Annotated in this window: 22 protein-coding genes and 1 tRNA gene; 15 read left to right on the top strand and 8 right to left on the bottom strand. The window is 69.3% G+C overall.

From position 1 onward, the window contains the following. The first annotated feature begins 75 nt into the window (after positions 1–75). Positions 76–411 (top strand): c-type cytochrome, encoded by a 336-nt coding sequence (locus KL771_RS01690; protein ID WP_261966831.1) that lies wholly within the window; start codon positions 76–78, stop codon positions 409–411. 87 nt (positions 412–498) lie between these two features. Here KL771_RS01690 and KL771_RS01685 read toward each other — a convergent pair whose 3' ends face one another. Next, entirely contained in the window at positions 499–2,091 is a 1,593-nt protein-coding gene (locus KL771_RS01685) for a multicopper oxidase family protein (protein WP_261966830.1), read from the bottom strand. A 197-nt stretch (positions 2,092–2,288) separates the two neighbouring features. On the opposite strand from KL771_RS01685, the gene KL771_RS01680 reads away from it, so the two are divergent. Both KL771_RS01680 and KL771_RS01675 read left to right on the top strand, forming a co-directional pair. Further along, positions 2,289–2,420: a hypothetical protein gene (locus KL771_RS01680; protein ID WP_261966829.1), complete on the top strand. Its 132-nt coding sequence runs from the start codon at positions 2,289–2,291 to the stop codon at positions 2,418–2,420. 111 nt (positions 2,421–2,531) lie between these two features. Then, positions 2,532–2,942: a hypothetical protein gene (locus tag KL771_RS01675; protein WP_261966828.1), complete on the top strand. Its 411-nt coding sequence runs from the start codon at positions 2,532–2,534 to the stop codon at positions 2,940–2,942. Positions 2,943–3,035: 93 nt separating this feature from the next. Here KL771_RS01675 and KL771_RS01670 read toward each other — a convergent pair whose 3' ends face one another. The 4 genes from KL771_RS01670 to KL771_RS01655 form a co-directional block, all read right to left on the bottom strand. After that, on the bottom strand, positions 3,036–3,620 hold the full coding sequence (locus KL771_RS01670; RefSeq protein WP_261966827.1) for a hypothetical protein: 585 nt from the start codon (positions 3,618–3,620) through the stop codon (positions 3,036–3,038). A gap of 133 nt (positions 3,621–3,753) precedes the next feature. Next, positions 3,754–4,434, bottom strand: coding sequence for an SCO family protein (locus KL771_RS01665; protein WP_261966826.1), 681 nt, complete (start codon positions 4,432–4,434; stop codon positions 3,754–3,756). Continuing rightward, complete coding sequence (locus KL771_RS01660) at positions 4,431–4,994, bottom strand: hypothetical protein (RefSeq protein ID WP_261966825.1); 564 nt, start codon at positions 4,992–4,994, stop codon at positions 4,431–4,433. The genes KL771_RS01665 and KL771_RS01660 overlap by 4 nt, the downstream gene beginning before the upstream one ends. Before the next feature lie 5 nt (positions 4,995–4,999). Beyond that, the gene (locus KL771_RS01655; protein WP_261966824.1) at positions 5,000–5,494 is read right to left on the bottom strand and encodes a hypothetical protein; all 495 of its coding nucleotides are present in this window, start codon (positions 5,492–5,494) and stop codon (positions 5,000–5,002) included. Between the two features lie 153 nt (positions 5,495–5,647). Here KL771_RS01655 and KL771_RS01650 point away from each other — a divergent pair, with 153 nt between their 5' ends. The 5 genes from KL771_RS01650 to KL771_RS01630 all read left to right on the top strand — a co-directional run bounded on the left by KL771_RS01650 (position 5,648) and on the right by KL771_RS01630 (position 11,281). Next, on the top strand, positions 5,648–5,962 hold the full coding sequence (locus KL771_RS01650; protein ID WP_261967077.1) for a YnfA family protein: 315 nt from the start codon (positions 5,648–5,650) through the stop codon (positions 5,960–5,962). A gap of 92 nt (positions 5,963–6,054) precedes the next feature. Beyond that, positions 6,055–7,683: a thiamine pyrophosphate-binding protein gene (locus KL771_RS01645; RefSeq protein WP_261966823.1), complete on the top strand. Its 1,629-nt coding sequence runs from the start codon at positions 6,055–6,057 to the stop codon at positions 7,681–7,683. Between the two features lies 1 nt (position 7,684). After that, complete coding sequence (locus tag KL771_RS01640; RefSeq protein ID WP_261966822.1) at positions 7,685–8,905, top strand: OpgC family protein; 1,221 nt, start codon at positions 7,685–7,687, stop codon at positions 8,903–8,905. 66 nt (positions 8,906–8,971) lie between these two features. Next, complete coding sequence (locus KL771_RS01635; RefSeq protein WP_261966821.1) at positions 8,972–10,354, top strand: tetratricopeptide repeat protein; 1,383 nt, start codon at positions 8,972–8,974, stop codon at positions 10,352–10,354. A 9-nt stretch (positions 10,355–10,363) separates the two neighbouring features. Continuing rightward, positions 10,364–11,281, top strand: a complete 918-nt coding sequence (locus KL771_RS01630) for an alpha/beta hydrolase family esterase (RefSeq protein WP_261966820.1) — start codon at positions 10,364–10,366, stop codon at positions 11,279–11,281. Between the two features lie 64 nt (positions 11,282–11,345). On the opposite strand, the gene KL771_RS01625 is transcribed toward KL771_RS01630, so the two are convergent. Beyond that, the gene (locus KL771_RS01625; protein WP_261966819.1) at positions 11,346–11,828 is read right to left on the bottom strand and encodes a GNAT family N-acetyltransferase; all 483 of its coding nucleotides are present in this window, start codon (positions 11,826–11,828) and stop codon (positions 11,346–11,348) included. Further along, positions 11,825–12,856 carry a histone deacetylase family protein gene (locus KL771_RS01620; RefSeq protein ID WP_261966818.1) on the bottom strand — a complete coding sequence of 344 codons (1,032 nt, stop codon included), beginning with the start codon at positions 12,854–12,856 and terminating at the stop codon, positions 11,825–11,827. The genes KL771_RS01625 and KL771_RS01620 overlap by 4 nt, the downstream gene beginning before the upstream one ends. 295 nt (positions 12,857–13,151) lie before the next feature. Between KL771_RS01620 and solA the strand changes: the two genes are divergently transcribed. Both solA and KL771_RS01610 read left to right on the top strand, forming a co-directional pair. After that, on the top strand, positions 13,152–14,312 hold the full coding sequence (solA, locus tag KL771_RS01615; RefSeq protein WP_261966817.1) for an N-methyl-L-tryptophan oxidase: 1,161 nt from the start codon (positions 13,152–13,154) through the stop codon (positions 14,310–14,312). A gap of 577 nt (positions 14,313–14,889) precedes the next feature. Beyond that, positions 14,890–15,135, top strand: a complete 246-nt coding sequence (locus tag KL771_RS01610; RefSeq protein ID WP_261966816.1) for a hypothetical protein — start codon at positions 14,890–14,892, stop codon at positions 15,133–15,135. Positions 15,136–15,217: 82 nt separating this feature from the next. Here the strand turns inward: KL771_RS01610 and KL771_RS01605 are convergent, their stop codons facing one another. After that, on the bottom strand, positions 15,218–16,897 hold the full coding sequence (locus tag KL771_RS01605; protein WP_261966815.1) for a methyl-accepting chemotaxis protein: 1,680 nt from the start codon (positions 16,895–16,897) through the stop codon (positions 15,218–15,220). Between the two features lie 157 nt (positions 16,898–17,054). Between KL771_RS01605 and KL771_RS01600 the strand changes: the two genes are divergently transcribed. The 5 genes from KL771_RS01600 to KL771_RS01580 all read left to right on the top strand — a co-directional run bounded on the left by KL771_RS01600 (position 17,055) and on the right by KL771_RS01580 (position 21,856). Beyond that, positions 17,055–17,128 (top strand) — tRNA-Cys (locus KL771_RS01600). Positions 17,129–17,398: 270 nt separating this feature from the next. Further along, entirely contained in the window at positions 17,399–18,070 is a 672-nt protein-coding gene (locus tag KL771_RS01595) for a protein-L-isoaspartate O-methyltransferase family protein (RefSeq protein WP_261966814.1), read from the top strand. A gap of 288 nt (positions 18,071–18,358) precedes the next feature. Then, on the top strand, positions 18,359–19,798 hold the full coding sequence (locus tag KL771_RS01590; protein WP_390866504.1) for a TolC family outer membrane protein: 1,440 nt from the start codon (positions 18,359–18,361) through the stop codon (positions 19,796–19,798). A 254-nt stretch (positions 19,799–20,052) separates the two neighbouring features. Further along, entirely contained in the window at positions 20,053–20,712 is a 660-nt protein-coding gene (locus KL771_RS28280) for a PopZ family protein (RefSeq protein WP_315901467.1), read from the top strand. A gap of 568 nt (positions 20,713–21,280) precedes the next feature. Continuing rightward, entirely contained in the window at positions 21,281–21,856 is a 576-nt protein-coding gene (locus tag KL771_RS01580) for a RipA family octameric membrane protein (protein ID WP_261966812.1), read from the top strand. The last annotated feature ends 218 nt before the right edge of the window (positions 21,857–22,074 follow it).

Genomic DNA, 22,074 nt, shown 5'->3' with positions numbered 1-22,074 from the left:
CATGCGAAGCTCATCAGCCGATGCCGCTCGGCGGCGGCAGAGCCGTCGCGAGTCGGGTCCAACTGTGAGGGCATCATGAACCGCTTCGTCTTGGGCACGGCCGCCACCGCATTCCTGGCCGGCACCCTGCTGTCCGCCGTCGCGCCGGCCCAGGAGCGGGAGGCGCGGGGGCGCGAGATCGCCGAGGCGGCCTGCGCGCCGTGCCATTCGATCGCCAAGCAGGGCACGAGCCCGGTTGCGGCCGCGCCCGCCTTCCGGACGCTCGGGCAGAAGTATCCGGTCGAGGATCTCGAGGAGGCGTTGGCCGAGGGCATCCTGGTCGGCCACCCGGCGATGCCGCAGGTGCGCATGTCGCCGGAGGATGTCGGCGCCTTCCTGGCCTGGCTGAAGACCATCCAGGTCGCGAAGTGACAACCCGGTCCTGATCGGCAGAGCGATCCGCCGCCGGGGATGCCGGGCCGCACGACCGGCCGGCATCGGGCTGCGGCCGGTCGGCGCTCAGGTCACCGTGAAGGTTCCGATCATGCCGGCATCGGCATGTTCGAGGATCTGGCAATGATAGAGGTACGGCGCCTCGCGTCCAGCCGGCTTGGTGAAGGTTACCAGCAGCGAAGTGGAGTTCTCCACCAGAACGGTATCCTTGACGCCCCGGTTCCAGATCTTCGGGATGCCGCCGTCTTCCGACAGGACGCGGAATTGCGCACCCTGGAGATGGAACGGATAGGACATTTCGGGCGCGACGATGTCCCAGATCTCGGTCGTCCCGAGCGCGACCTCCTCGTCGATCCGGGTCGGATCGTAGGTCTTGCCGTTGATCGCCATCACCGGCATCTCCTCCGGCGCAGCCTCCGAACCGGCGGCGGCGCTGTGGGCCGAGGAGGCGGAGAGCGCGACCGCGCCGCCGAGCTGGAGCACGAAGCGCCGGCGCCGCACGGCGCTCGCCGGGTCGGTCACCGCGGCCGGGGCAAGCTTCGCCGGGACCTTGGCGCTCGGCTTGCCGTCACGCTCGGTGTGGAAGGCGCAGATGCGGAACGGGGCGGTGAGCACGTCCGCCACCTTCACGGTGCGGGTGCCGACGCGCAGTTCGTGGTCGTCCGGCGTCGACATCAGCGCCGTGCCCCCGTCGGCGAAATCGACCAGAATCTCGATGCGCTCGCCGGGCGCGATGCCGACCGTATCGGCATCGACCGGTGTCGGCAGAAAGCCGCCGTCGGTGGCGATCAGCTTGAACGCCCGCTCGTCGGCGAAGTAGACCCGATAGACCCGCGCCGACGAGCCGTTGACGATGCGCAGGCGCACCAGCCGCTGCGGGACCGCCGCGACCGCGTCGAGCGTGCCGTTGACCAGAATGCGCCGCCCCCGGAAGCCGTGCTCGACCACATCGGTGGTGCGGGCATAGACCGGGTTGCCGGCGTCGTCGAATTCGCGGTCCTGGATCAAGAGCGGTATGTCGTCGACGCCCCAGTCCGACGGCAGGCCGAGGCTTGCGGCGGCCGGATCCTCGACCAGGGCGAAGCCGGCGAGCCCGGCGGTGAGGTCGATGGCCTGCCAGCCGGGCATCTGTGCGTGGTACCAGAGCGTCGCCGCATTCTGGTCGACGATCATGCGGATATCCGCAGTCGCCCCCGGCTCGAGGACCGGCAGGGGGCCGCCGCCCGCCGCGCCTGGCGCAATCAACCCGTGCCAATGCACATTGGTGGCCCGGTCGAGTTCATTGACCAGCCGAAGGATCGGCGCCGTGCCGCGCACGAATTTGAACGCCGGCCCGAGATAGCCGCCATTGTAGCCGGTCACCGGCACCGGCTTGTCAGGCATGAAGGTGGCTTCGCCGCGTTTGACGGTCAGCGTGTAGGCCTCGCCGTCCTTCAGCGTGACCAGTTCGGGGATGCGCAGCGCCTGGCCGGCCGGCTTCTTCGGCGGCTCGGGTGCCGTCGCCGTCTTCTCGGCCTTGCCGCCGCGGCCGCGCCGGGAGCGTGACGGCGACGACCGGCGCCCCTGGCTGCGCCGCCGCGAGGCCGCCAGCGCTTCTTCGGCGGCCAGAAGCCCCAAGGCGGTGGTACCGAGCAGAAAGAAGCGGCGAGTCAGGTCCATTGCGTTCCCTTGTGATCCGGCCGCCCGATGGCGCCGCGCGGAAGCACTATGCGTGGATATGACCGCAAGGTCGTTGCGGTCAATCCTTTGCTGCGGACATGACCGGTCCGGTGAACCGCGCTTGAACGCTGCGGTCAGGCGGCATCCAGCCTGGGCCGGATACCGAATGTCATAAACGACTTCGGGATTTGACCGCCATGAAGCCCATCTTCACGACCCTGCTTTTCGCCACCATGACGGTCGCCGCCGTCGTCTCGATCGGACAGGCCCGCACCGACGGCAGGACGGCGCTCCGGCCGGCAGCGATGCTCGCCGACGCCGCGCCATGACGGCGTTTCGGTGACATTTCGCACTGCGAAACACAATTGCTGCATCGCGAAATATAACTGAAACGCACCGACTGCATGGTGGTGGCCATTCAAACGACGGGAGAATCTTCGATGAACAAGCCGATCGCCGCCCTCGGTCTCGCCGCCGTCCTGCTCGCCGCCATCGGGTTTTCCGAGGCGCGGCCGGTGCCGCCGCAGCCGGTCGAAACGACCGCGGCCGGGGCCGAACTCTATCGTCCCCACCAGGCCTTTTCGCTGAAACTCGGCTCCAAGCATGCGGTCGGGCATTTCGCCGCCGAACGCGGTGCCTGTGCCCTGACGGTGATGCTGGCCGAAACGGTCGACGTAGATGGTCGGGACCGCGTGACGACGGCCGCGCGGTTCCGCGCGGTCCTGGCCGCTCAAGCCCAGACCGTGATCGAGAGCGAGGAGGCGGCTGCGACCATCACCTGCGGCGCTGCCGCCGAAACGGTCGCGGTCCAGACGCAAGCCAAGGCGCCCGCGCGCCAGTCCGGGCTTTGATCGTCGCCCGGGTTGTCGGTCGGGCCGCGTGGGTCGAGCGCACGCGCTCCGACCGATCGGGGCCGACGGACCTCGTCCATCGCGATCGAACCGCTATTCGATCGCGCAGGCGTAAATGGCGCTGACCCGGGTCGCGTAGCGCGCATTCGGGTAGCCGTCGAAAAAGCCGGTCGCCAGCACGGTCTGGCTGTCGCCGGGCATCACCAGCCCGGTGGCGATCATGACGGTGTCGCGGAGATCCATGGTCTGTGCGACGATCTCGACCTCCCGGATGACCTTGCCGGGCAGGGGATTCTTCACGTCCCAGGTGAAGGCGTTGGACTGGACCACGTAGGACGGGCTGGCGCCGCGGATCGCACGGAACTCGTCCCGGCTGACCGGTTCCGGCCGGCACTGCGCGATGCGCGCCGCGGTTCCGCTGGCGGCCAGCGCCTCGCGTTGCGCGGCCTCGCAGGTATCCCGGCACCCCTTCATCCGGAAGCGGATCTGGTCGTCGGTCATGTCCGACGAGGTGACCTGTTCGGAAACGCATTGCCGGAAGCAGGTCTCGGCCCGGGCCGGGCGGCTCCCGACCGTCAGCGCGGCCAGGGCAAGAGCGACCGGGACGAAACGGGCGACACCGGCGAACCGGGCGCCGGCGGCCGTCCGTCGGGCGGGGCGATCGAAACGCATCGTCACGGGCAATCCTCCCTCGTGTCTGCGAGAGATACGCCCGGGGCCCCGTCTCGGATGCAGCGGCCGGGCGTCGCACCGGGATCGGCCTGTCGCGGCGTCGATCCCGGTCGGGCGACCCCGAGGCATGCTCCGCCGCTTAGGAGGCCGGGAGATAGCGCCGCAGCACCATCGCCATGGCGGCGGCTTCGGTCTTGTGCGGCACCAGGGTGCGGAACTGGCCGTCCGGACCCATCAGGTAGGTCAGCGAGCCGTGATCGACGATATAGGCGTCCGGCCCACTGCCCCCCTGGATGCCGCCCCCCTGAATCCCGGCAGCCGGACGCACCTTGCGCCGGTGCACCTTGTAGGCGCGGGCGACCGCGGCGATCTCCGGTTCGCTGCCGGTCAGGCCGATCAGGCGCGGGTGGAAATTCGCCACATAGGCGGCCATCACCGGCACGGTGTCGCGGGTCGGGTCGACGGTGATGAACAGCGGCTGGACGATGTCGGCGGCCGGACCGAGTTCTTTCAGCGCCGCCTCGATCACCGCCAGATCGAGCGGGCAGAGGTCGTCGCAGGTGGTGTAGCCGAAATAGACCAGCATGAACCGCCCGCGGAAATCGGCGTCCGACAGGCGTCGGCCGTCATGGGCGACCAGCTTGAACGGGCCGCCGAAGCGTCCGGCCAGCGGATCGGCACCCGGCGTCGCAACGGAGGTCGGCATGACGCCGGCGGCGGTCGGATGGGGATCCGGGCCATGCGCACGGGCTGCCGAACCGGCGAGAAGCGCGAGCCCGCCGCCGAGCAGAGCGCGCCGGCTGGTTGCGAGCCGCGTCATGGTTTCGGCTCCAGGCCGCGAATTCCGAACACGCCGTCGGCCGCGATGACCGCCTTGACCTTCGGGTCGGCGCGGAACCACTCCTCGGCCTTGCCGTTCTGACGCGCCCATTCGGCCAGGAAACGGTCGGCCTTGACGAAGCTCGCCTTCGGGTCGGTGCGCAGCGCCTGGACCATCAGCAGCGTTGCGGCCGGATTGGCGATCAGCAGGCCGTCGACCTCGACGGTCCGACCGCAATAGGGAGCGAGATCGGCCGTCGCGCCGGCGAAATCGGCATTCGCCTTCACGGCCGGGTGCAGCTTGCCGGCGCCGGTCAGGAGACCGAGCTGGCGTCGCCCGCCGCCGCAATCAGGTGGGCAGTCCGTGGCGTCCACGGTCTTGGCATCCGTGCCGGTGCGCAACGCGCACAGGAGATCGACCACCTTGCCGGTGAGCTTGACCTCCTTCTCGTGCTCGATGCCCCAGGCCTCCGCGGCCCGGGCGCCGTGCGGGGCGGCGAGCATCGCGAGGCCGGCGAGCATGGCGGCGGCGCGGCGAAGACTGGTTTCGGCGTGGGTCATGGCGTTCAGTTCCCGAACGGCTGCACGCCGTATTCTTCGTGGGTCAGGTTGATCACGCCCTTGTCGTCGGCGACCTTGGTCACGAGCAGGTACTTGACCCCGTCGCGCTCGACCAGTTCGCCGTCGACCGTGACCTCGTGGCTCTGGATGGTGACCAGCCGCGGCGCGGCGACGTTGGTCTCGTCCTCCTCGATGCGCAGCACCAGATAGAAATTCCCGGCCGCATCCTTGATCGAGACCGGGATCCCGCCGATCGCGCACCAGACCGCGCATTGGTGATGGGCGGTGCCGTAGGCGAACATGATGCCGGTCACCGCGCACCAGGTGTCGACCACCTCGCCGGTCACCTGCACGCGCCGGCCCGCCGCCGCCTCGGCCGGCCCCGACCCGACTCCAGCCAATCCACTCACCGCCAGTCCGGCAGCCAATGCCAGGCCTGTGACGGCTTTCGCCGCCCGCCCGCCCCAGCCGATCTTATGTCTTTCGTTGGTCGCCAACATCGCCGCTCCCCGCTGCACTCTCACCCCACTACGCGGCGGAACCGTCGCCGGTTACAGGTGGCCCTTTTCACGGGCCCCGCGCAGGTGACTGGCGCGCGCGGGCTGATAGTCTCGGCCGATGTCGAGGCGACAGGGCGTGCGATGTAGACGGTTCTGATCTATGCGGCCGCGGCCTTGGCGGAGATCGGCGGCTGCTTCGCGGTCTGGGCGTGGCTGCGCTTGGGATGGTCGCCGCTCTGGCTGGTGCCCGGCGCGGCCGCGCTGGCGGTGTTCGCCCTGCTGCTCGCCCGCTCGGAGGCCGAGTTTGCCGGGCGGGCCTATGCGGCCTATGGCGGCGTCTATATCGCGGCGGCGCTGCTTTGGGGCTTCGTCGTCGAGGGCCGGGCGCCGGATCGGATCGATCTCGCCGGTGCCGCGTTGTGTCTCTTAGGCGCGGCCATCATCCTGTGGGGGCCGCGTCCGGCCTGACCGGTGTCGCGCTCACATATCCGGCATGTGGTAACCGGCTCGGGTCGGCCGGCGTATTGTGTTGACGAAACCACATCCTGACCGGAAACCCGATGAACCAACCCACCCGCGAACTCTCCGCGACCGCCCGGACCGTCACCGGCGCCGATTTCCTGGCCCGCCGGCTCGCAGCAGCCGGCATCCGGACCGCCTTTGGCATTCCGGGCGGCGAAGTGCTGGCGCTGGTCGATGCCCTGGAGCGCGCCGGCATCCGCTTCGTGCTCGCCCGCCATGAGAATGCGGCCGGCTTCATGGCCGAGGCGCAGTGGCACGCGACCGGCGCGCCCGGGCTTCTGGTCGCCACCCTCGGCCCCGGCATCGCCAATGCCGTGAACGTGATCGCCAACGCCCTGCAGGACCGGGTGCCGCTGATCGCCATCGCCGGCTCGATCGCCGAGGCCGAGGCCGAGACCTACACCCATCAGGTCATGGACCAACGCGCGCTGTTCGCGAGCGTGACCAAGGCCACCTTCCGGGCCGCGCCCGGCACCGAGGATCTGGTCGCCGACAAGGCGATCGCGAAGGCCCTGCGCGGCCGGCCCGGACCGGTCTATATCGACCTGCCGGTCGCGGTCGCCGAAGCGGTCGTCGCGGAGCGGCCGATCGTCGTCAACCCGGTCCCGGCGCCCGGCATCCCGGCCGATCTGGAGCGGGCGCGCGCGCTTGTCGCTGATGCCCGCCGGCCGCTGGTGCTGGCCGGGCTCGACCTGATCTCGCCGGCCGGCGCTGCGGCGCTCGACCGCTTCCTGACCGCCACCGGGGCGCCACTCCTGACCACCTACAAGGCCAAGGGGCTGGTGCCGGAGAACGATCCGCGCGTCGTTGGCGCGGTCGGGTTGTCGCCGATTGCCGACCGCATCGTGCGTCCGCTTCTCGATGCCGCCGACCTGATCGTGCTGGCCGGCTATGACCCGATCGAGATGCGCGCCGGCTGGCGCGATCCGTTCGGATCCGTGCCGGTGATCGATATCGTCGCCGAGGCGCTGCCGCACGGCATGCACCGAGCGGACGTGCTGCTCGAGGGCGATGTTGCCGGCATTCTCGATCGCCTGACACCGAATGTGCCCCTGAACGCCTGGCCGGGCGGCGAACCGGCGGCGGTGCGTAGTGAATTGCGCGCGGCGTTCCGGCCGAGGGGCGATTGGGGACCGGGCGTGGTGTTCGAGACGCTGCGCGCCGTCGCCCCGGCCGACGTGGTCGCGACCGCCGATTCCGGCGCGCACCGCATCCTGCTCAGCCAGGCCTGGTCCTGCCCGGCACCGCACAGCCTGATCCAGTCGACTGGCTTCTGCACCATGGGCTGCGCGGTCCCGCTCGCCGCCGGGCTCGCCTTCGCGAGCGGCCGGGCGACGCTCGCCTTCGTCGGCGATGCCGGTCTGGAGATGGGCCTCGGCGAATTGGCGACCCTGCGCGATCTCGCGCTGCCGGTCGTGGTGGTCGTGCTGGCCGACGACAGCCTGTCGCTGATCGAGATGAAGCAGCGACGGTCGGGGCTCGCCAATGCGGGCGTCGATTTCGGCCGCACCGACTATGCGATGGCGGCGCGCGCGCTCGGCGGCCACGGCGTCGAGGTCGCCGACCGGGACGCACTCGAACGGGAGGCGCGGGCCGCCTTCGCCCGGCCGGGCTTCACGGTGATAGCCGCCCGGATCGGCCGGCGCGCCTATGACGGGGCCTTCTGAGATGAGCGCGACCCCGGCCAAGCGCGTGCGCGACCCGCGGCTCGACGTCTTCCGCGGCCTGACCATGTTCATCATTTTCGTCGCCCATGTGCCGGAGAACGGCTGGAACGACTGGATTCCGGCGCGTTTCGGCTTCTCGTCGGGCAGCGAACTGTTCGTCTTCTGCTCGGGCGCGGCGAGCGCGATCGCCTTCGGCTCGATCTTCGTGCGGCGCGGCTGGTGGCTCGGTACGGCGCGCATCCTGCACCGCATGTGGCAGGTCTACTGGGCCCATCTCGGGCTCCTGTTCGTGCTGGCCGCGCTCGCCGCCGGTGCGGATCGGCTCTGGCCGGGCCAGGACTGGTTCGAGGATCAGTTCGGCTATTTCATCGAGGCGCCGGCGCGCGCCATGCTCGGCGTCGTCACGCTGACCTGGCAGCCGGACTATCTCGACATTCTGCCCATGTATATCGTCGTGCTGGCGCTGATCCCGGTCATGATGGGCCTGCGCCGGGTCCATCCGCTGGCCCCCTTCGCTTTGTCGGCCGCGCTCTATCTCGCGGTCAAGGTCCTGGGCATCAACCTGCCGGGCGACCCGGAGGCGGATACCGGCTGGTTCTTCAATCCCTTCGCCTGGCAGCTCGTGTTCTTTTCCGGCTTCGCGCTGATGAGCGGCTGGGTGCGCACGCCGCCGCTCGGCGACCGGCGCCTGATGGCGGCGGCGATCCTGTTCCTGATCGCCTGCGTGCCGCTGAGCTTCTGGGGCTTCACCGACAACGTTCCGGCCCTGCAGGCCCTGCGCGAGCAGCTGATCGGTCCCGACGAGAAGCAGAATCTCGCCTTCCTGCGCTGGGTGCACTTCATCGTGCTGCTCTATGTCGTGCTCTCGGTGATCGAGCCCTATCGGGACCGGCTGGCGACCGGGATCGGCGCGGTGCTGGTCGCGGTCGGCCAGCAGTCGCTGGCGACCTTCCTGGCGAGCCTGGTCTTCGCCCGCATCGCCTGGGTGGCCCTCGATCTGATCGGCCATGGCGCGCTGGCGACCGCCCTCGTCAACCTCGCCGCCTTTGCCGGCATCGTGGCGGTGGCGCGGCTCGTCGCCTGGATCAAGTCCGCGCCCTGGGCCGCCCCCGTACGCGGACCGGCGGCGATGGCGCCCGCTTCCGTGCCGGTCCCGGCCGCTCCGGCCGAACCGGCCCCAACGCGGAACAATGCGCCGACCTCACGGGTTCGTGCAGTCTAGGCGGTAACCGGATCCCCGGTCGCCGCGTAGTCAGGCAGGAGCCTTCCCCTGACTTCGGAGCCTGCCATGACCGTCGACCGCCTTGGAAACCCTGTCACCATCGCCGATCCGATCGCGCTCGCGGCCTGGGACCGGACGATCGAGAACGTGCTGTCCCATGCGGCGGCGACGCCGGCGAGCCTCGCTGAAGCGCTCGACCGGGAGCCGGGCTTCGCCCTCGGCCAGGCCGCTCGCGGCATCATGCTGCTGACGCTGGCGCGCGGCGAATTGCGGCCGGCCGCCGCCGCCGCCCTGGCCGCGGCTCGGGCTTCGATGGCCGAGCGTTCGGTCACCGGGCGCGAGGCCGCCTATGCGGACGCGCTGGCGGCTTGGCTCGACGGCCGGCCGGGCGTGGCGGCGAGCCGGCTGGAAGGCGTCCTGACCGCGCATCCGCATGACGTGCTGGCCCTGAAGCTCGCGCACGGCATCCGCTTCATGATGGGCGACCGCGACGGCATGCTGGCCGCCATCGAGGCGCGCGCCGGCGCCTTCACGGCCGAGACGCCGCTTGCCGGCTACGTCATGGGCTGCCGGGCCTTTGCGCTCGAGGAGCATGGCCGCTTCGCCGAGGCCGAACGCCACGGCCGGCAGGCGGTCGAGCTCGCCCCGCGCGACGCCTGGGGCCGGCATGCCGTCGCCCATGTCATGGAGATGACCGGACGGGTCGGGGAGGGGATCGCATTCCTGTCGCGTTCCACCGCGGCCTGGGCGCACTGCAACAATTTCGGCCCCCACATGGTCTGGCATCTGGCGCTGATGCATCTGGAAGCCGGTGCGGTCGACAAGGTGCTGGCGCTCTACGACACCGGCATCCGCGCCGAACGCACCGACGACTATCGCGACATCGCCAATGCCGCCTCGCTGCTCGCCCGGCTGGAGCTCGACGGCGTCGATGTCGGCGACCGCTGGGAGGAAGTCGGCGCGATCGCGGCGCGGCGCGTCGAGGACCGGCAACTGGTCTTCGCCGATCTGCACTATCTGCTCGCCCTGTTGCGGTCCGGGCGGCGCGATGCGGCCGGCCGGCTGGCGCAGGCGGTCGGGCAGGGCGATGCCGGCGAGTATGACGGCGCGGTGGCGCGGCTGATCGGCGTGCCGGCGGCGCGCGGGCTGATCGCCTGGCAGGACGGCGATCCGGCGGAGGCGGCGCGGCTCCTCAATGCCGCCCATGACGACATGGTGCTGGTCGGCGGCAGCAATGCGCAGCGCGACATCTTCGAGCAGATCCGCATCGAGTGCCTGATCGCCGCCGGCCGGCTCGACGAGGCCGCCGCCGCGGCCGAGCGGCGCATGGCCGCGCGGGGCTCGCACAACCGCGTCGCCCGCCGTATCTTGGAGGCCAGCCGCCGCGGACCGGTCGCGGTGATCGCCGCAGCGGCCCTCGCCGCGCACCGGGTTCCTGCCCATCATTGAGACGACCGCATGGTCCCGATCCGTCCCGCTCGCGCTGCCCTGCTGGCCGCCCTCCTGGCCCTGGCCAGCATGCTCGCCGGCACCGCGGGTGCGGCCGGGCTCTCCGGGACGAACCCGGCGGATGCGGCCTGTCCGGACGACGGCTGCCGCGTCGAGGGCGGGCGCTACCGCGTCGTCGTCCCGCCGGCCTGGAACGGCCGGGACCGGCTGCCCGTCGCCGTTTGGTTCCACGGTTACCGGCAGGATCCCGGCGAGGTGATCGGCGACCGGCCGCTGGTCGCGCCCTTCACGCGCCGCGGGGTGCTGCTGGTCGTGCCGGAAGGGGCCGAGGGCAGCTGGAACTTCCGTGCCCGGCCGGAAGGGCGCGACGAACCGGCCTTCGTGGGGCGGGTGCTCGACGATGTCCGCCGGCGCTGGGCGATCGACGAGGGCCATGTCGCCGCCCTCGGGTTTTCGATCGGGGCGACCATGGTCTGGTCGCTGGCCTGCCGGCGCGAACCCGCCTTCACGGCCCATGTCGCCTTCTCGGGGACGCTCTGGCCGCCCTATCCGGAGCATTGCGCGGCCGGGCGGACCGACCTCCTGCACATCCACGGCACGACCGACACGGTCTTTCCGCTGGCCGGGCGGGAGGTGCGCACGGGCCTGCGCCAGGGCAATTCCGACATGATGCTCGACTTCCTGCGCGCGGAGAAATCGTGCCGGCCGGCCGCGCCGACGCTCTCCGCCCCCGTTCCCACCGCCCCCGTTCCCACCGCCGCCCTGCCCACCGCCTCAGTGCCGGCCGCCGCGCCGCCGGCCGGTCTCACCTGCCGCCACGACGCCTGCGCGAGCGGCGGCACGGTCGTCTCCTGCCGGCATGGCGGCGGGCACTGGGTCGAACCGGCCTGGGTCGACATGGCACTCGGCTGGATGTTGGCGCGGTGACCGGCCCCGCACCGGCTGCTCCGGCGCGGGGCGCTCCCGATCCCGACCGGCATCCCGATCGGCGCTACGATCCGAGCCGTTCGAACGCCGCCCGTTCCAGCACCCAGAGGGTGTCGCTCTCCAGCGCCCGGAAGCCGAGGCGGCGATAGAAGCGCATGGCATCGACATTCTGCGCGGCGACTTCGAGCTTCATGAAGCCGAGCCCGAGCGCAGGTGCCGCCCGGGCCGCCTCGGCCAGCAGCTGTTCGCCGAGCCGCGCGCCGCGATAGGTCCCGTCGACCCACAGATCGCAGACATAGAGCCCGGCCGCGTCGCGCCAGGTCGACAGCGTGCGCACGCCGATCAGGATGCCGGCGAGTCGGTCGCCGGCATCCGCCACCCACAGATGGACATGGGGACTGGCGCCGAAGGCCTCCGCCCTCAGCGTCGCGCCGCTGATCCGCGGCACGGTCGGGGAGGCGGTGTCGGCGGCGAGGCGGCGCACCGCATCGGCGATGCCGTCGCAATCCTCGGGGCGGGCGGGGCGGATGGCGGGTTGCGTGGTCATGCGCCGAGACCTCCGAGCAGAGCGGCCAGATTGATGCCGAGAGACGGGGACGGATAGCCGCCCTCCTGGATGACGCAGGCCGGCAGGCCGAGCGCCGCGATGGCCCGGCCGATCGCCTCGAACCCGGCGGTCGTCACCGCGAAGCCCTGGAACGGATCCTCCGCCGAGGCATCGAGCCCGGCCGCCACGACCAGAACGGTCGGCTCATGGCGGCGGACGCGGTCGAGAGCCGTCGCCAGGGCGGCGAGATAGTCGGCGTCGCCGGTGCCGCGGGCGAGCGGCAGGTTCAGGTTGAAGCCCGCGCCGTCGCCGCGCCCGGTCTCGTGGGCGTAGCCCCAGAAGAAGGGATAGAAGCGGGCCGGATCGGCATGGATCGAGACCGTCAGCACGTCGGCGCGGTCGTAGAAGATCGCCTGCGTACCGTTGCCGTGATGGACATCGACATCGAGGATCGCGACGCGGTGGCCGGCGCGGACCAGCGTCTCGGCGGCCAGAGCGGAATTGTTCAGATAGCAGAAGCCGGCCGCAACATCGGCGGCGGCGTGATGGCCGGGCGGACGGGCGAGCGCATAGACCAGCCGCTCGCCGCCGGCGACGAGGCGCGCCGCCTCGAGGGCGCAGGCTGCGGCGCCCAGCATGGCGTCGAGCGTGCCCGGCAGGATCGGCGCGGAACCGTCGCCAATATGGTAGCCGACCTGGCCGATCACGCTGTCCGGATAGCTCGGCTCAGGCAGCGTGGCACGGCCGAGCGCATGGATGTTGGGCACCGGCCAGGCGCTGCCGCCGCCGACCCGGGCCCAGCGCTCGACCACCGTCGCCAGGAAGGCGAGATAGCGCTCGGTATGGACGATGCCGGTGGCGGCGAGATCGATCGGCGGCGGCGCCACCGGCGCGATGCCGAGCCGGCCGAGCCCGTCGAGCAGCATGTCGATCCGCTCCGGCCGCTCCGGGCTCGGCTGCAGGCGCCCGGCGACGACGAAGCCGGGCGGTTCGTGACGGCGGCTGGCGGCATCGAAAAGCGTGATCATCGACCCGGACTCCGATTCGTGAGGGAGGGCTGCTGCCGGCATGTCCGGCGGTCCCGGGACGGCCGTCGCGCACCGACAGGGCGCGACCTTAGTGCATTTCGGCCGCGCGAGGCATCGCACAGATGACCAGAAGACCCGCGCAAACAAGGGGTTTCGGACGCGTCCCGGCATGTCGCCGGCCTCTTGCCGTCCACTCGCGCCGGGCGCAGCCTTGGCTCGATCCATGTGATTCAGGCGCCGGCCGCGATCCGGACGGCGCGGCGAGGCGCTGCGGGCAACAGCGGGGAGTGCCGAAATGGCTGCATGCGACGTGATCGTGATCGGGCTCGGTGCGATGGGGGCCGCGGCGGCCGACCATCTCGCCCGCCGCGGCGCGCGCGTGCTCGGCATCGAGCGGTTCGGCATCGCCCATGGCCGCGGCTCGTCCCACGGCCGGTCGCGCGCCATTCGCCTGGCCTATTTCGAGGACCCGGCCTATGTGCCGCTGCTGCGGCGCGCCTACGAGAACTGGCGCGATCTGGAGCGCCGCTCTGGCGAAAGCCTGCTCTCGATCACCGGCACGCTGGAGATCGGCCGCCCCGACGGCGCCGTCGTCGCCGGGTCGCTGGCCTCCTGCCGCCAGCACCAGCTGATGCACGAGATGCTCGACCGGGCCTCGATCCGTCGGCGTTGTCCCGTCTTCGAACTGCCGGAGGACTATGTCGCCCTGTGGCAGCCGGACGGTGGCTACCTGCGCCCAGAGGCAGCCGTCGCCGCCTCGATCGGCCTGGCGGCCGAGGCCGGGGCGCAGCTGCATTTCGGCGAGCAGGTCCGGTCCATCGAGCCCGACGCGGGCGCCGTGACGGTCGTCACCGACGAGGCGCGCTACGAGGCCGGGCAGGTGATCGTCGCGGCCGGGCCGTGGCTCGCCGATCTCGTACCCGAGATCGCCCCGCATCTGCGCCCGACCCGGCAGGTGCTCGGCTGGTTCTGGCCGCGCGACATGGCGGCGTTCGGGCCGGGCCGCTTGCCCGTCTTCATCGTGGACGACGGCGCCGACGGCGCCCATTACGGCTTCCCGGCCTTCGAGGGATCCGCCGTCAAGGTCGCCCGTCACGGCCATCTCGACGAACCGGTCGGCCCGGACAATGCCCGCCGCCCGGTCAGGCCGGAGGATGTCGCCGTCCTGCGCCGGTTCCTGGCTGCGCGGCTGCCGCTCCTCGACGGCGAACCGGTACAGACCGCCACCTGCACCTACAGCCGCCTGCCGGAGGACTTCTTCCTGATCGACCGGGCACCGTCCGATCCGCGCATCCTGGTCGCCTCGCCCTGTTCGGGCCATGGCTTCAAATTCGCCAGCGTGATCGGCGAGATCCTCGCCGACCTGGCCATGGCGGGGGCAACGCCGCTGCCGGTGGCTCCCTTTTCGTGGGCGGCGATGGCGAGGCGGGCTTCGGCCGACGCCGGCGGCGACTGAACCGATTCAGTCTGTACGATCCCGGAGGAGGGCAGTGCCGGATGGCGCGACTGCGAATGTCCCGCCGGCGGCGCTTCGGGCACTCTTCCCCCATGCCGCACTCTGAATGCCACCATTCCCATCCGGTCGCCGCCGAAGCCCATCGTCCGGCGAAGCGGCCGAGCGAGACGCCTGCCGCCGGTCCCTGCGCCAGCTGCCGGGCGCGGACCGACTGCATCCGCTTTGGTTGGCTTTCGCCCGCAGGCGTCTGGTTCGATCGCGTCATTGTGATCGAGCCGCCGGCCGGCTGCCGGGGCCACGAGCAGAGCCGCGACGACATCGCCCGCCGATTCGGACGCGGCTGAACGCCCGCCGGCGTCGGCGGGGTCCCGTCCCCAGCCCCAGTTCGTGCGCCGATCGGTCTGCCGACGCACGAAATCGTCGTCCATCCCTGCCGACGGCGCCGCGCAATCCGCGGCGGGCGAGGCGGCGCGTGGAACCAACTCAACCGCTGCCGGTTGTTGGCCTGACAGACGGCCGCACCGGAGCGATCCCGAGAGATCGTCTCGCTGCCTGCGGCCCGCAACTGGAGGCAGATATGCAGCAGCGCACTCTCGTTATCGCCGGCGTTGCGGTGGTCCTCGCGATCGCCGCCTACCTGATGATCGGCCGGGGGCCGAATACCGCGGTCACCACGACGACCTCGCCGCCGCCCGCATCGACCGCCGTCACCCCGACGACTACGACCACGACCCCGCCCGGCGCCACCGGGGCCGGCACGGCCGTGACGCCGCCGGCCGCCACCACCCCGCCCGCCACCACCCCCCCGGCGACCAATCAGTAATCGCGGATACCCCTGAAACGCGTGCGGCCGGCCCGATGACCCGGGCCGGCCGCTGTCGTTCGAGCCGAACCGGGATGCTGCCTCAGGCCGACTTGACCTCGCGCAGGAAGGCCCCGATTTCGCGTCCGATCTCGCCGGAGCGGCCGACCAGGTCGCGGGCCGAGTCGAGGACCGTCCCGGCGGTGCGCCCGGTCTCGCCGACCGCCCTGCGAACATGATCGATGCCGCCGGACACCGTCGCGGTACCGTCGGACGCCTGCCCGACATTGCGGCCGATGGCCTGCGCGGCGACGCTCTGCTCCTCGACGGCGCCGGCAACTTCCACGGCAATGCGGTCCAATTCCCCGATCGTGCTGCCGATCGCCCGGATCGCCGTGACGGCGCCGCCGGTGGCCTGCTGGATTTCGGCGATCTGGCGGCCGATATCCTCGGTCGCCCGGGTCGTCTGGCTGGCCAGCGCCTTGACCTCGGCGGCGACCACCGCGAAGCCGCGCCCGGCCTCGCCGGCGCGTGCCGCCTCGATCGTGGCGTTGAGGGCGAGAAGGTTGGTCTGGCCCGCGATGGAATTGATCAGCGCAATAACGTCGCCGATCCGCTCCGCACTGGTCGCCAGCGCCTGGACGCTCCCGTCGGTGCGGCGGGCATCCTCGACGGCGCGTGCGGCGATCTCGGAGGACAGACCGACGCGACCGGCGATCTCCTCGATCGAGCGCCCCAACTGCCGCGCCGCCTCGGCAACCGCACCGACATTGTCGGAGGTGAGGCTGGCGGCATTGCTGACATCCTGGGCGCGTCGGTCGGTGTCGTCGGCCATCGTCGCCATGCCGCGAGCGGAACCCTCCATATTCGCGGCGGAGCCCTGCAGGTCGCGCATCAGGCCGGAGACCCGCTCTTCGAAGCTGCGCGTCAACTGGTCGAGCCGGTTCGCCCGCCGCATCTTGGCTTCGGCCTCGCGCGCCGCCTCGGCCTCGGCCGCCGCCTTGGCGACCAGCGCCGTCCGGAACGTTTCCAGGGTCTCGGCAATCGCGCCGATTTCCGTGCGCGGATCGAGGCGCGGCACCGGCGCGTCGAGCCGACCTGCGGCAAGGGCGCGCATCGGGACGATCACCGATCCGATGCCGCGCCCGATGCTGCGCACCAATGCGAAGCCGATCGCGACGGCGAGCAGGATGCCGAGGCCGACCAGGCCGATGATGAGATTGCGGGCCGAGGTCGCCGTGGCCACGACCTGGGCGCCGGCCGCGTCCACCCCCTCCGCCTTCATGGCGGCGAGCCGGTCGACGGTCTTGAGGGCCGTCTCCATCAGCGGTGCCGCTTTTTGATTGTAGAACTGGCCGGCAGCGTCCTTGGCATAGGTCTTCGAGTATTTGAGAATTTCGTCGAGCTGGCCGGAATAGGCGGCCCAGGCCGTCTCGAACGCTTTCAACGCATCGGTCTCGGCGGTGGACAGCGTCTTGCTGGCATAGTCTGCCCGCAGGGCGGCGACCTTGGCGAGGGCCGCCCGGTAGCGGGCCTCGGCGTCCGCCATCGCATCCTCATCGGAGGCGAGGATGTGCTGGAAGATGGCGGCCCGGGTGTCTGCGGTCGCCCTCTGCAGGTCGCCGACCTGACGCAGCCCGGGCAGCCAGTTGGACTGCGTCTCGAGAACCCCGGCCTCGATTTTGACGACGTTGAGCGAATTGACCAGACCGATCGTGCCGATGCACAGCGCGAATCCGGCAATCGTCCCGATCAGTCTGTTTCGAATCGAGATCGACCGCATGAGCGCATCCTCTGAATTATTGCGTTTCGTGCAGATGTTCGCCGCCTTTCGTAAACGATCCGACTACAGCGCGTGCCGCGGCTCCCGTGCCGTCGGTGGATGCTGCGCCGAAAAGCTCTTGCCCATCGGATCGGGCTCGATTATCAACCGCTGCGACGGCCTCGTGGCGGAGTGGTTACGCAGCGGACTGCAAATCCGTGTATTCCGGTTCGATTCCGGACGAGGCCTCCATATCGTTTCCAGACATCCTGCCCGCCGCCGACCGGGCCTTGATCGGCCTGCGCGTGCCCGGCCGTGCGTCGGTATCCGTGACGGCGGACGCGTACGCGCCAACCGGCCCTGTTGCCCTGGCGAGACCTGTTCGGAGGGGCGCCGGCTGCTGGCCGCGGCCCCGTCGCCCAGGGTCCGCCCAAATCCTACTTGTCGCGGCTCCCGGTGAAGCGCTATGAACCCGGCGGATCGCGGCCCGGCGGCGGGCCTTGCAGGGATGGGACCGAGACGATGACCGATTGGGCGACGGCGCGCAGGACCATGGTCGACAACCAGGTCCGGACCAACGACGTGACCGATCTCGGCGTGATCGACGCCATGATGGCCGTTCCTCGCGAGCTGTTCGTGCCGGGCGCGCTGCGCTCGCTGGCCTATATCGACGAGCATATGCAGGTGAAGCCCGGGAATTCCGGGGCTCCCAGCCGCTTCCTCATGCAGCCGGCTCCTCTTGCCAAGCTCGTTCAGCTCGCCGAGATCGGTCCGGGCGACAAGGTGCTGGTGGTCGGCGCATCGACCGGATATGCGGCGGCCCTGGTCGCCGGGCTGGCCGCCACCGTGGTGGCGCTCGAGGAAGATGCGGACCTCGCCGCCGAGGCCGGCCGCACGCTCGCCGGTCTCGGTCTCGACAATGTGAAGGTCGTGGTCGGCCGCCTTTCCGCCGGCGCTCCGGCCGAAGCGCCGTTCGACGTGATCCTGTTCGATGGCGCGATCGAGAGCCTGCCGGCGGCCTTTGCCGGCCAGCTTGCCGAGGGCGGCCGCCTCGTCGCGATCGAGGGCTACGGCCTTGCCGGGCGGGCGAAGCTCTACCGGTCGACCAGCGGAACCCTGTCGGGTCGGGCCAGCTTCAACGCCGCGGCCCGCCCGCTGCCGGGCTTCGAGAAGGCGGCCGAGTTCGTTTTCTGATCCTGCCGTGGACCGGTCCGTGGCGATCGGACGGGGTTTCCCCAAGGCTTTGAAAGATAACGAACAAGTGATGGCCCGGCAAAAATCCGCCGTGTCTCCGCGCTTTCCGTGCGGAGGCGGGACATTCCGTTTGGCGGAAGTGTTGCCTGTCTGCCGCAACGGTCGTTAATAGCGGTTAATATCGAGCTTTGCCCCTACGCGGCCCGGGTCGCTTGATCCACATTGGGGTCTGGAACGAGTCCGGCGACCGACGCTGTCGGTGCGCCTCTCAAGCATTGAAGGAGAGTGGTGTTGCGTACCAAGGCACTGATCCTGTCGGGTGCGGCCCTTCTCGTATTGGCTGTATCGACCGATCGCGCGGCTGCCCAGACCATGCTGGACTCGCTGTCGCTCGCCTATTCGAACAACCCGTCGCTGAACGCGCAGCGATCGAAGACGCGCTCGACCGACGAGGGTGTCGCGATCGCCATGTCCGGCTACCGGCCGCAGATCAGCGCCTCGGCGTCGATCTCGCGCAGCACGCTGGAGGCCAGCCGGACCTCGACGGTGAACACCCTGCAGGGATCCCAGCCGACCGGCTATGCCCTTGTGCCGGTGAGAGTCACCGGAACCAGCAACAACACCTACTATCCGAAGTCGGTCAGCCTGAGCCTGGTCCAGCCGATCTGGCACGGTTTCCAGACGGCCAATTCGGTCAAGCAGTCCGAGGCCGCGGTCCGCGCGCAGCGCGAGCTGACCCGTTCGACCGAGCAGGATGTGCTGTACGATGCCGCCCAGGTGTTCATGGACGTGATCCGCGACACCGCGATCGTCAGCCTGCGCGAAACCAACGTGAAGTTCCTGACCGAGCAGGTCCGCGCCGCACGCGATCGCTTCAATGTCGGCGAGGGAACCAAGACCGACGTGGCGCAGGCCGATGCCCGCCTCCAGTTGGCCATCTCGCAGTTGAACGCGGCGCGGGCGACCGTCAACGCCAGCCGCGCGACCTTCCGTCAGGTGGTCGGCATCGAACCGAAGCGGCTGACCGGCTCGATCCCGATCGATAAGCTGCTGCCGAAATCCGTTCAGGCCGGCCTGGAATTCGCCCAGGGCGGTCATCCGGGCATTCTCGCCGGCGTCTCGAACGTCGATGTCGCGGCCTTCAACGTGAAGGTGCTCGAGGCCGAATTGATGCCGTCGGTCAATCTGCAGGCTTCGGCCTCGCGCAGCGTCGATCCGTCGCCGGGCACCAACTGGCAGAATTCGACCCAGATCGGCGTCAACGTGACCGTTCCGCTCTATCAGGGCGGCGCCGAATATGCACGCATCCGCCAGGCCAAGGAGAATCTGGGTACGGCCCGCATCCAGCTCGACGTGACCCGCGATCAGGTCCGCCAGGCGGTCATCGCCACTTGGGGGCAACTCGAGTCGGCCACCGCGTCGGTCATCGCCTACAAGGCACAGGTCGACGCCTCCCAGTTGGCGCTTGACGGCGTCATCCAGGAGCAGCGCGTCGGCCAGCGCACGACGCTCGATGTGCTGAACGCCCAGAACGAGTTGATCGACGCCCAGGTCAATCAGGTCACGGCCGACCGGAACCGGGTCGTGGCGGCCTTCGCGCTCGCCTCGGCGGTCGGCAAGCTCAGTGCCGAGAACCTTCGACTGAAGGTCGTCCGCGTCAATCCGGAAGAACATTACGAGCAGGTCCGCGACAAGTGGTTCGGCCTGCGCACCCCGGACGGCCGCTGACCTTCGCACGGCAAGAACGCGCGGGCCGCCGCGATCGGCCCGCGACCGACGATGTCATGGCCGCCTCGCCCCCGCTGGCGGTCCGATCCCGGCAGGCCGGCGGGGATAAACGCGATCCCGACGGCAGGGCTGCGTATCCGGCCGGCATTACTGCCACTATAGTTCCATGAATAGGTTCGAATCGGTCGGCCAGGACTGCGGCCGACATGACGTGCGGTCGCCGATTCGACAGCGTGGGAATGCCAGGGGGGCTCATGGCCAAGGCTCAAGCGCAGGAACCCTCCATGGAGGAGATCCTGGCGTCGATTCGCCGGATCATCGCCGACGAGGAGAAGCCGGCCGGGAAGCTGATCGTCTCGCCGCCGGCCGCCCCAGCGCCCGCGCCCGTCCCGGTCGAGCCGGAGGCCGAGGAGCGGATCTCCGAGGACGAACTCGACAAGCTGTTTGCTTCCGCGGCGCCGGACCCCGAGCCGGAACCGGATTTCGCGCCGGAGCCGGATCTGCTGGACGAGCCGGACGACGTGCTCGATCTGACCGACGAGGTTCTCGACCTGGCACCCGAGGACGACGACCTGCAGTTCAGCGATCCCGAGCCGGAACCGGTCCGGATGCCGCCCCCGCCGCCACCCCCGCCGCCGCCGCCCCAGATGCGCGCGCAGCCGGCGCCGCGCATGGCCGCGCGCCCGATGCCGCTCGACGAGGAGCGGTTGCTGTCGGATGCGACCGACCAGGTGGTTTCGTCGGCCTTCGACAATCTGGCATTGACCGTCCTGAACAAGAATGCGCGCACCCTCGAGGACCTTGTCCAGGACATGCTGCGTCCGATGTTGAAGTCCTGGCTCGACCAGAACCTCCCGACCATGGTCGAGCGCCTGGTCCGCGCCGAGATCGAACGCGTCACGCGGGGGCGCTGAACGGGTAGGATACGGTCGGGACGGGCGTCGAAGGTTGGGTCATGGGTTTGTCCGTGGCAAACCAGGAGAGCGTGCGGTCGTTTTCGAAATGCCACCCGGCGCAATGCAATCTACTGCGGGTCCGTCCTCTCATCCGCCCTTCGGGCACCATCTCCCCCGGGTGGGGGAGAAGGGGATAACCCGTTGGGATATAGGTCGTATTTTGTAGTCCAATCGACCGCCGCCCCGCCGCCGCCTCGGTTCCTTCTCTATCTCCCCTCTCTTGCAGGCAGGGCGCGCTCGACACTCTCGAAGGCGAAAGTGGTGCCGAAGTGCCCAGCCGACAGCGAACCAGGCGAATGGGCTAGGCCCGCCGCATCGTTGCAGGCTGCCATCGACACGAACCCGCCGTAGATGTCGGGAAGGCAGTTCACTCCCGCGCCACCCGGGAACACGGCGACGAAGTTTATTGCGATCGCAGCCAGTCGTTACAGGTCGCATTATTTCGTCTTGAGGATGCAGTGGAGATCCGCTAGTAGTCGATTGCATCGAGGGACTTGTTTCGATCCACCGACAGTGGGGCGAACCGATGAGTGCTGACGATTTTGACATATACAAAATTTACCGACAGCGAGTTCTCGATGAAAATGAGGTGATAGCGAATAGATTGAATTGGTTGCTGGTCTTTCATGTAATATTATTTGCGTTATGTGGCTCAGCTATACAATTAGGCAAGACTTTTATATTCGATCGAGACTTTGTTTTTTATATTCTGTTTCTGGTATCAGTTTTTGGTTTGGCAATCTCTGTCATGGGATTATTGGCTGTAAAGGCGGCGCAAGATGAGATTGTCGACGTTATAAAAGCCTTCAAGGCAAGTTTTCCTCAAATTGACGCGAACGTAAGAATACCAAAACTCACTGGTAGCCCGAAGAGGCATTTCCATGGTGTTAGGACCGCGAAGGGTGTCCCCATTCTATTGGCATTTATCTGGATTTCATTTGCATCATTGCTTATATGGCAATTGTGTAATCATAGGCTTAAGGGCACTGCCGTCCAAACTTCACAAGCAGACATAACGCGCGCATTCTCTTCACTAACCCCACAGCTTGCCGTCACTGAGCGAACAGTTCGGAATCATCGCCGGTTGGTCATTCGAGTTTGAGTCTATATCGCCAAGGATTGGGCGCAGGCGCAACCACATGTGAGGCCAAACCCCGGGCGGGGGGAAGGGGGGCGCCCGTTGGGGCATCTGAATGTCGGATGTTCTGGGCTGCTCACCTGGACTCCGTCATTGCCGAGACCCGACTTCCGTTTGCGGTCATTCATCGTCTCCACTCTATCGACGGAGACCGAGGCGTGGGGTCGGTTCAGGGCTAGAGG

Source organism: Prosthecodimorpha staleyi (genome assembly GCF_018729455.1).
GTDB lineage: Bacteria > Pseudomonadota > Alphaproteobacteria > Rhizobiales > Ancalomicrobiaceae > Prosthecodimorpha > Prosthecodimorpha staleyi.
Note: the sequence above shows the minus strand (reverse complement) of the source record. Positions and strands in the feature narration are given on the sequence as shown.

Coding starts and splice junctions, on each gene's coding strand:
- KL771_RS01690 (WP_261966831.1), top strand. CDS start 76: ATGAACCGCTTCGTCTTGGGCACGGCCGCCACCGCATTCCTGGCCGGC.
- KL771_RS01685 (WP_261966830.1), bottom strand. CDS start 2,091: ATGGACCTGACTCGCCGCTTCTTTCTGCTCGGTACCACCGCCTTGGGG.
- KL771_RS01680 (WP_261966829.1), top strand. CDS start 2,289: ATGAAGCCCATCTTCACGACCCTGCTTTTCGCCACCATGACGGTCGCC.
- KL771_RS01675 (WP_261966828.1), top strand. CDS start 2,532: ATGAACAAGCCGATCGCCGCCCTCGGTCTCGCCGCCGTCCTGCTCGCC.
- KL771_RS01665 (WP_261966826.1), bottom strand. CDS start 4,434: ATGACGCGGCTCGCAACCAGCCGGCGCGCTCTGCTCGGCGGCGGGCTC.
- KL771_RS01660 (WP_261966825.1), bottom strand. CDS start 4,994: ATGACCCACGCCGAAACCAGTCTTCGCCGCGCCGCCGCCATGCTCGCC.
- KL771_RS01655 (WP_261966824.1), bottom strand. CDS start 5,494: ATGTTGGCGACCAACGAAAGACATAAGATCGGCTGGGGCGGGCGGGCG.
- KL771_RS01645 (WP_261966823.1), top strand. CDS start 6,055: ATGAACCAACCCACCCGCGAACTCTCCGCGACCGCCCGGACCGTCACC.
- KL771_RS01640 (WP_261966822.1), top strand. CDS start 7,685: ATGAGCGCGACCCCGGCCAAGCGCGTGCGCGACCCGCGGCTCGACGTC.
- KL771_RS01635 (WP_261966821.1), top strand. CDS start 8,972: ATGACCGTCGACCGCCTTGGAAACCCTGTCACCATCGCCGATCCGATC.
- KL771_RS01630 (WP_261966820.1), top strand. CDS start 10,364: ATGGTCCCGATCCGTCCCGCTCGCGCTGCCCTGCTGGCCGCCCTCCTG.
- KL771_RS01625 (WP_261966819.1), bottom strand. CDS start 11,828: ATGACCACGCAACCCGCCATCCGCCCCGCCCGCCCCGAGGATTGCGAC.
- KL771_RS01620 (WP_261966818.1), bottom strand. CDS start 12,856: ATGATCACGCTTTTCGATGCCGCCAGCCGCCGTCACGAACCGCCCGGC.
- solA (WP_261966817.1), top strand. CDS start 13,152: ATGGCTGCATGCGACGTGATCGTGATCGGGCTCGGTGCGATGGGGGCC.
- KL771_RS01610 (WP_261966816.1), top strand. CDS start 14,890: ATGCAGCAGCGCACTCTCGTTATCGCCGGCGTTGCGGTGGTCCTCGCG.
- KL771_RS01605 (WP_261966815.1), bottom strand. CDS start 16,897: ATGCGGTCGATCTCGATTCGAAACAGACTGATCGGGACGATTGCCGGA.
- KL771_RS01595 (WP_261966814.1), top strand. CDS start 17,399: ATGACCGATTGGGCGACGGCGCGCAGGACCATGGTCGACAACCAGGTC.
- KL771_RS28280 (WP_315901467.1), top strand. CDS start 20,053: ATGGCCAAGGCTCAAGCGCAGGAACCCTCCATGGAGGAGATCCTGGCG.
- KL771_RS01580 (WP_261966812.1), top strand. CDS start 21,281: ATGAGTGCTGACGATTTTGACATATACAAAATTTACCGACAGCGAGTT.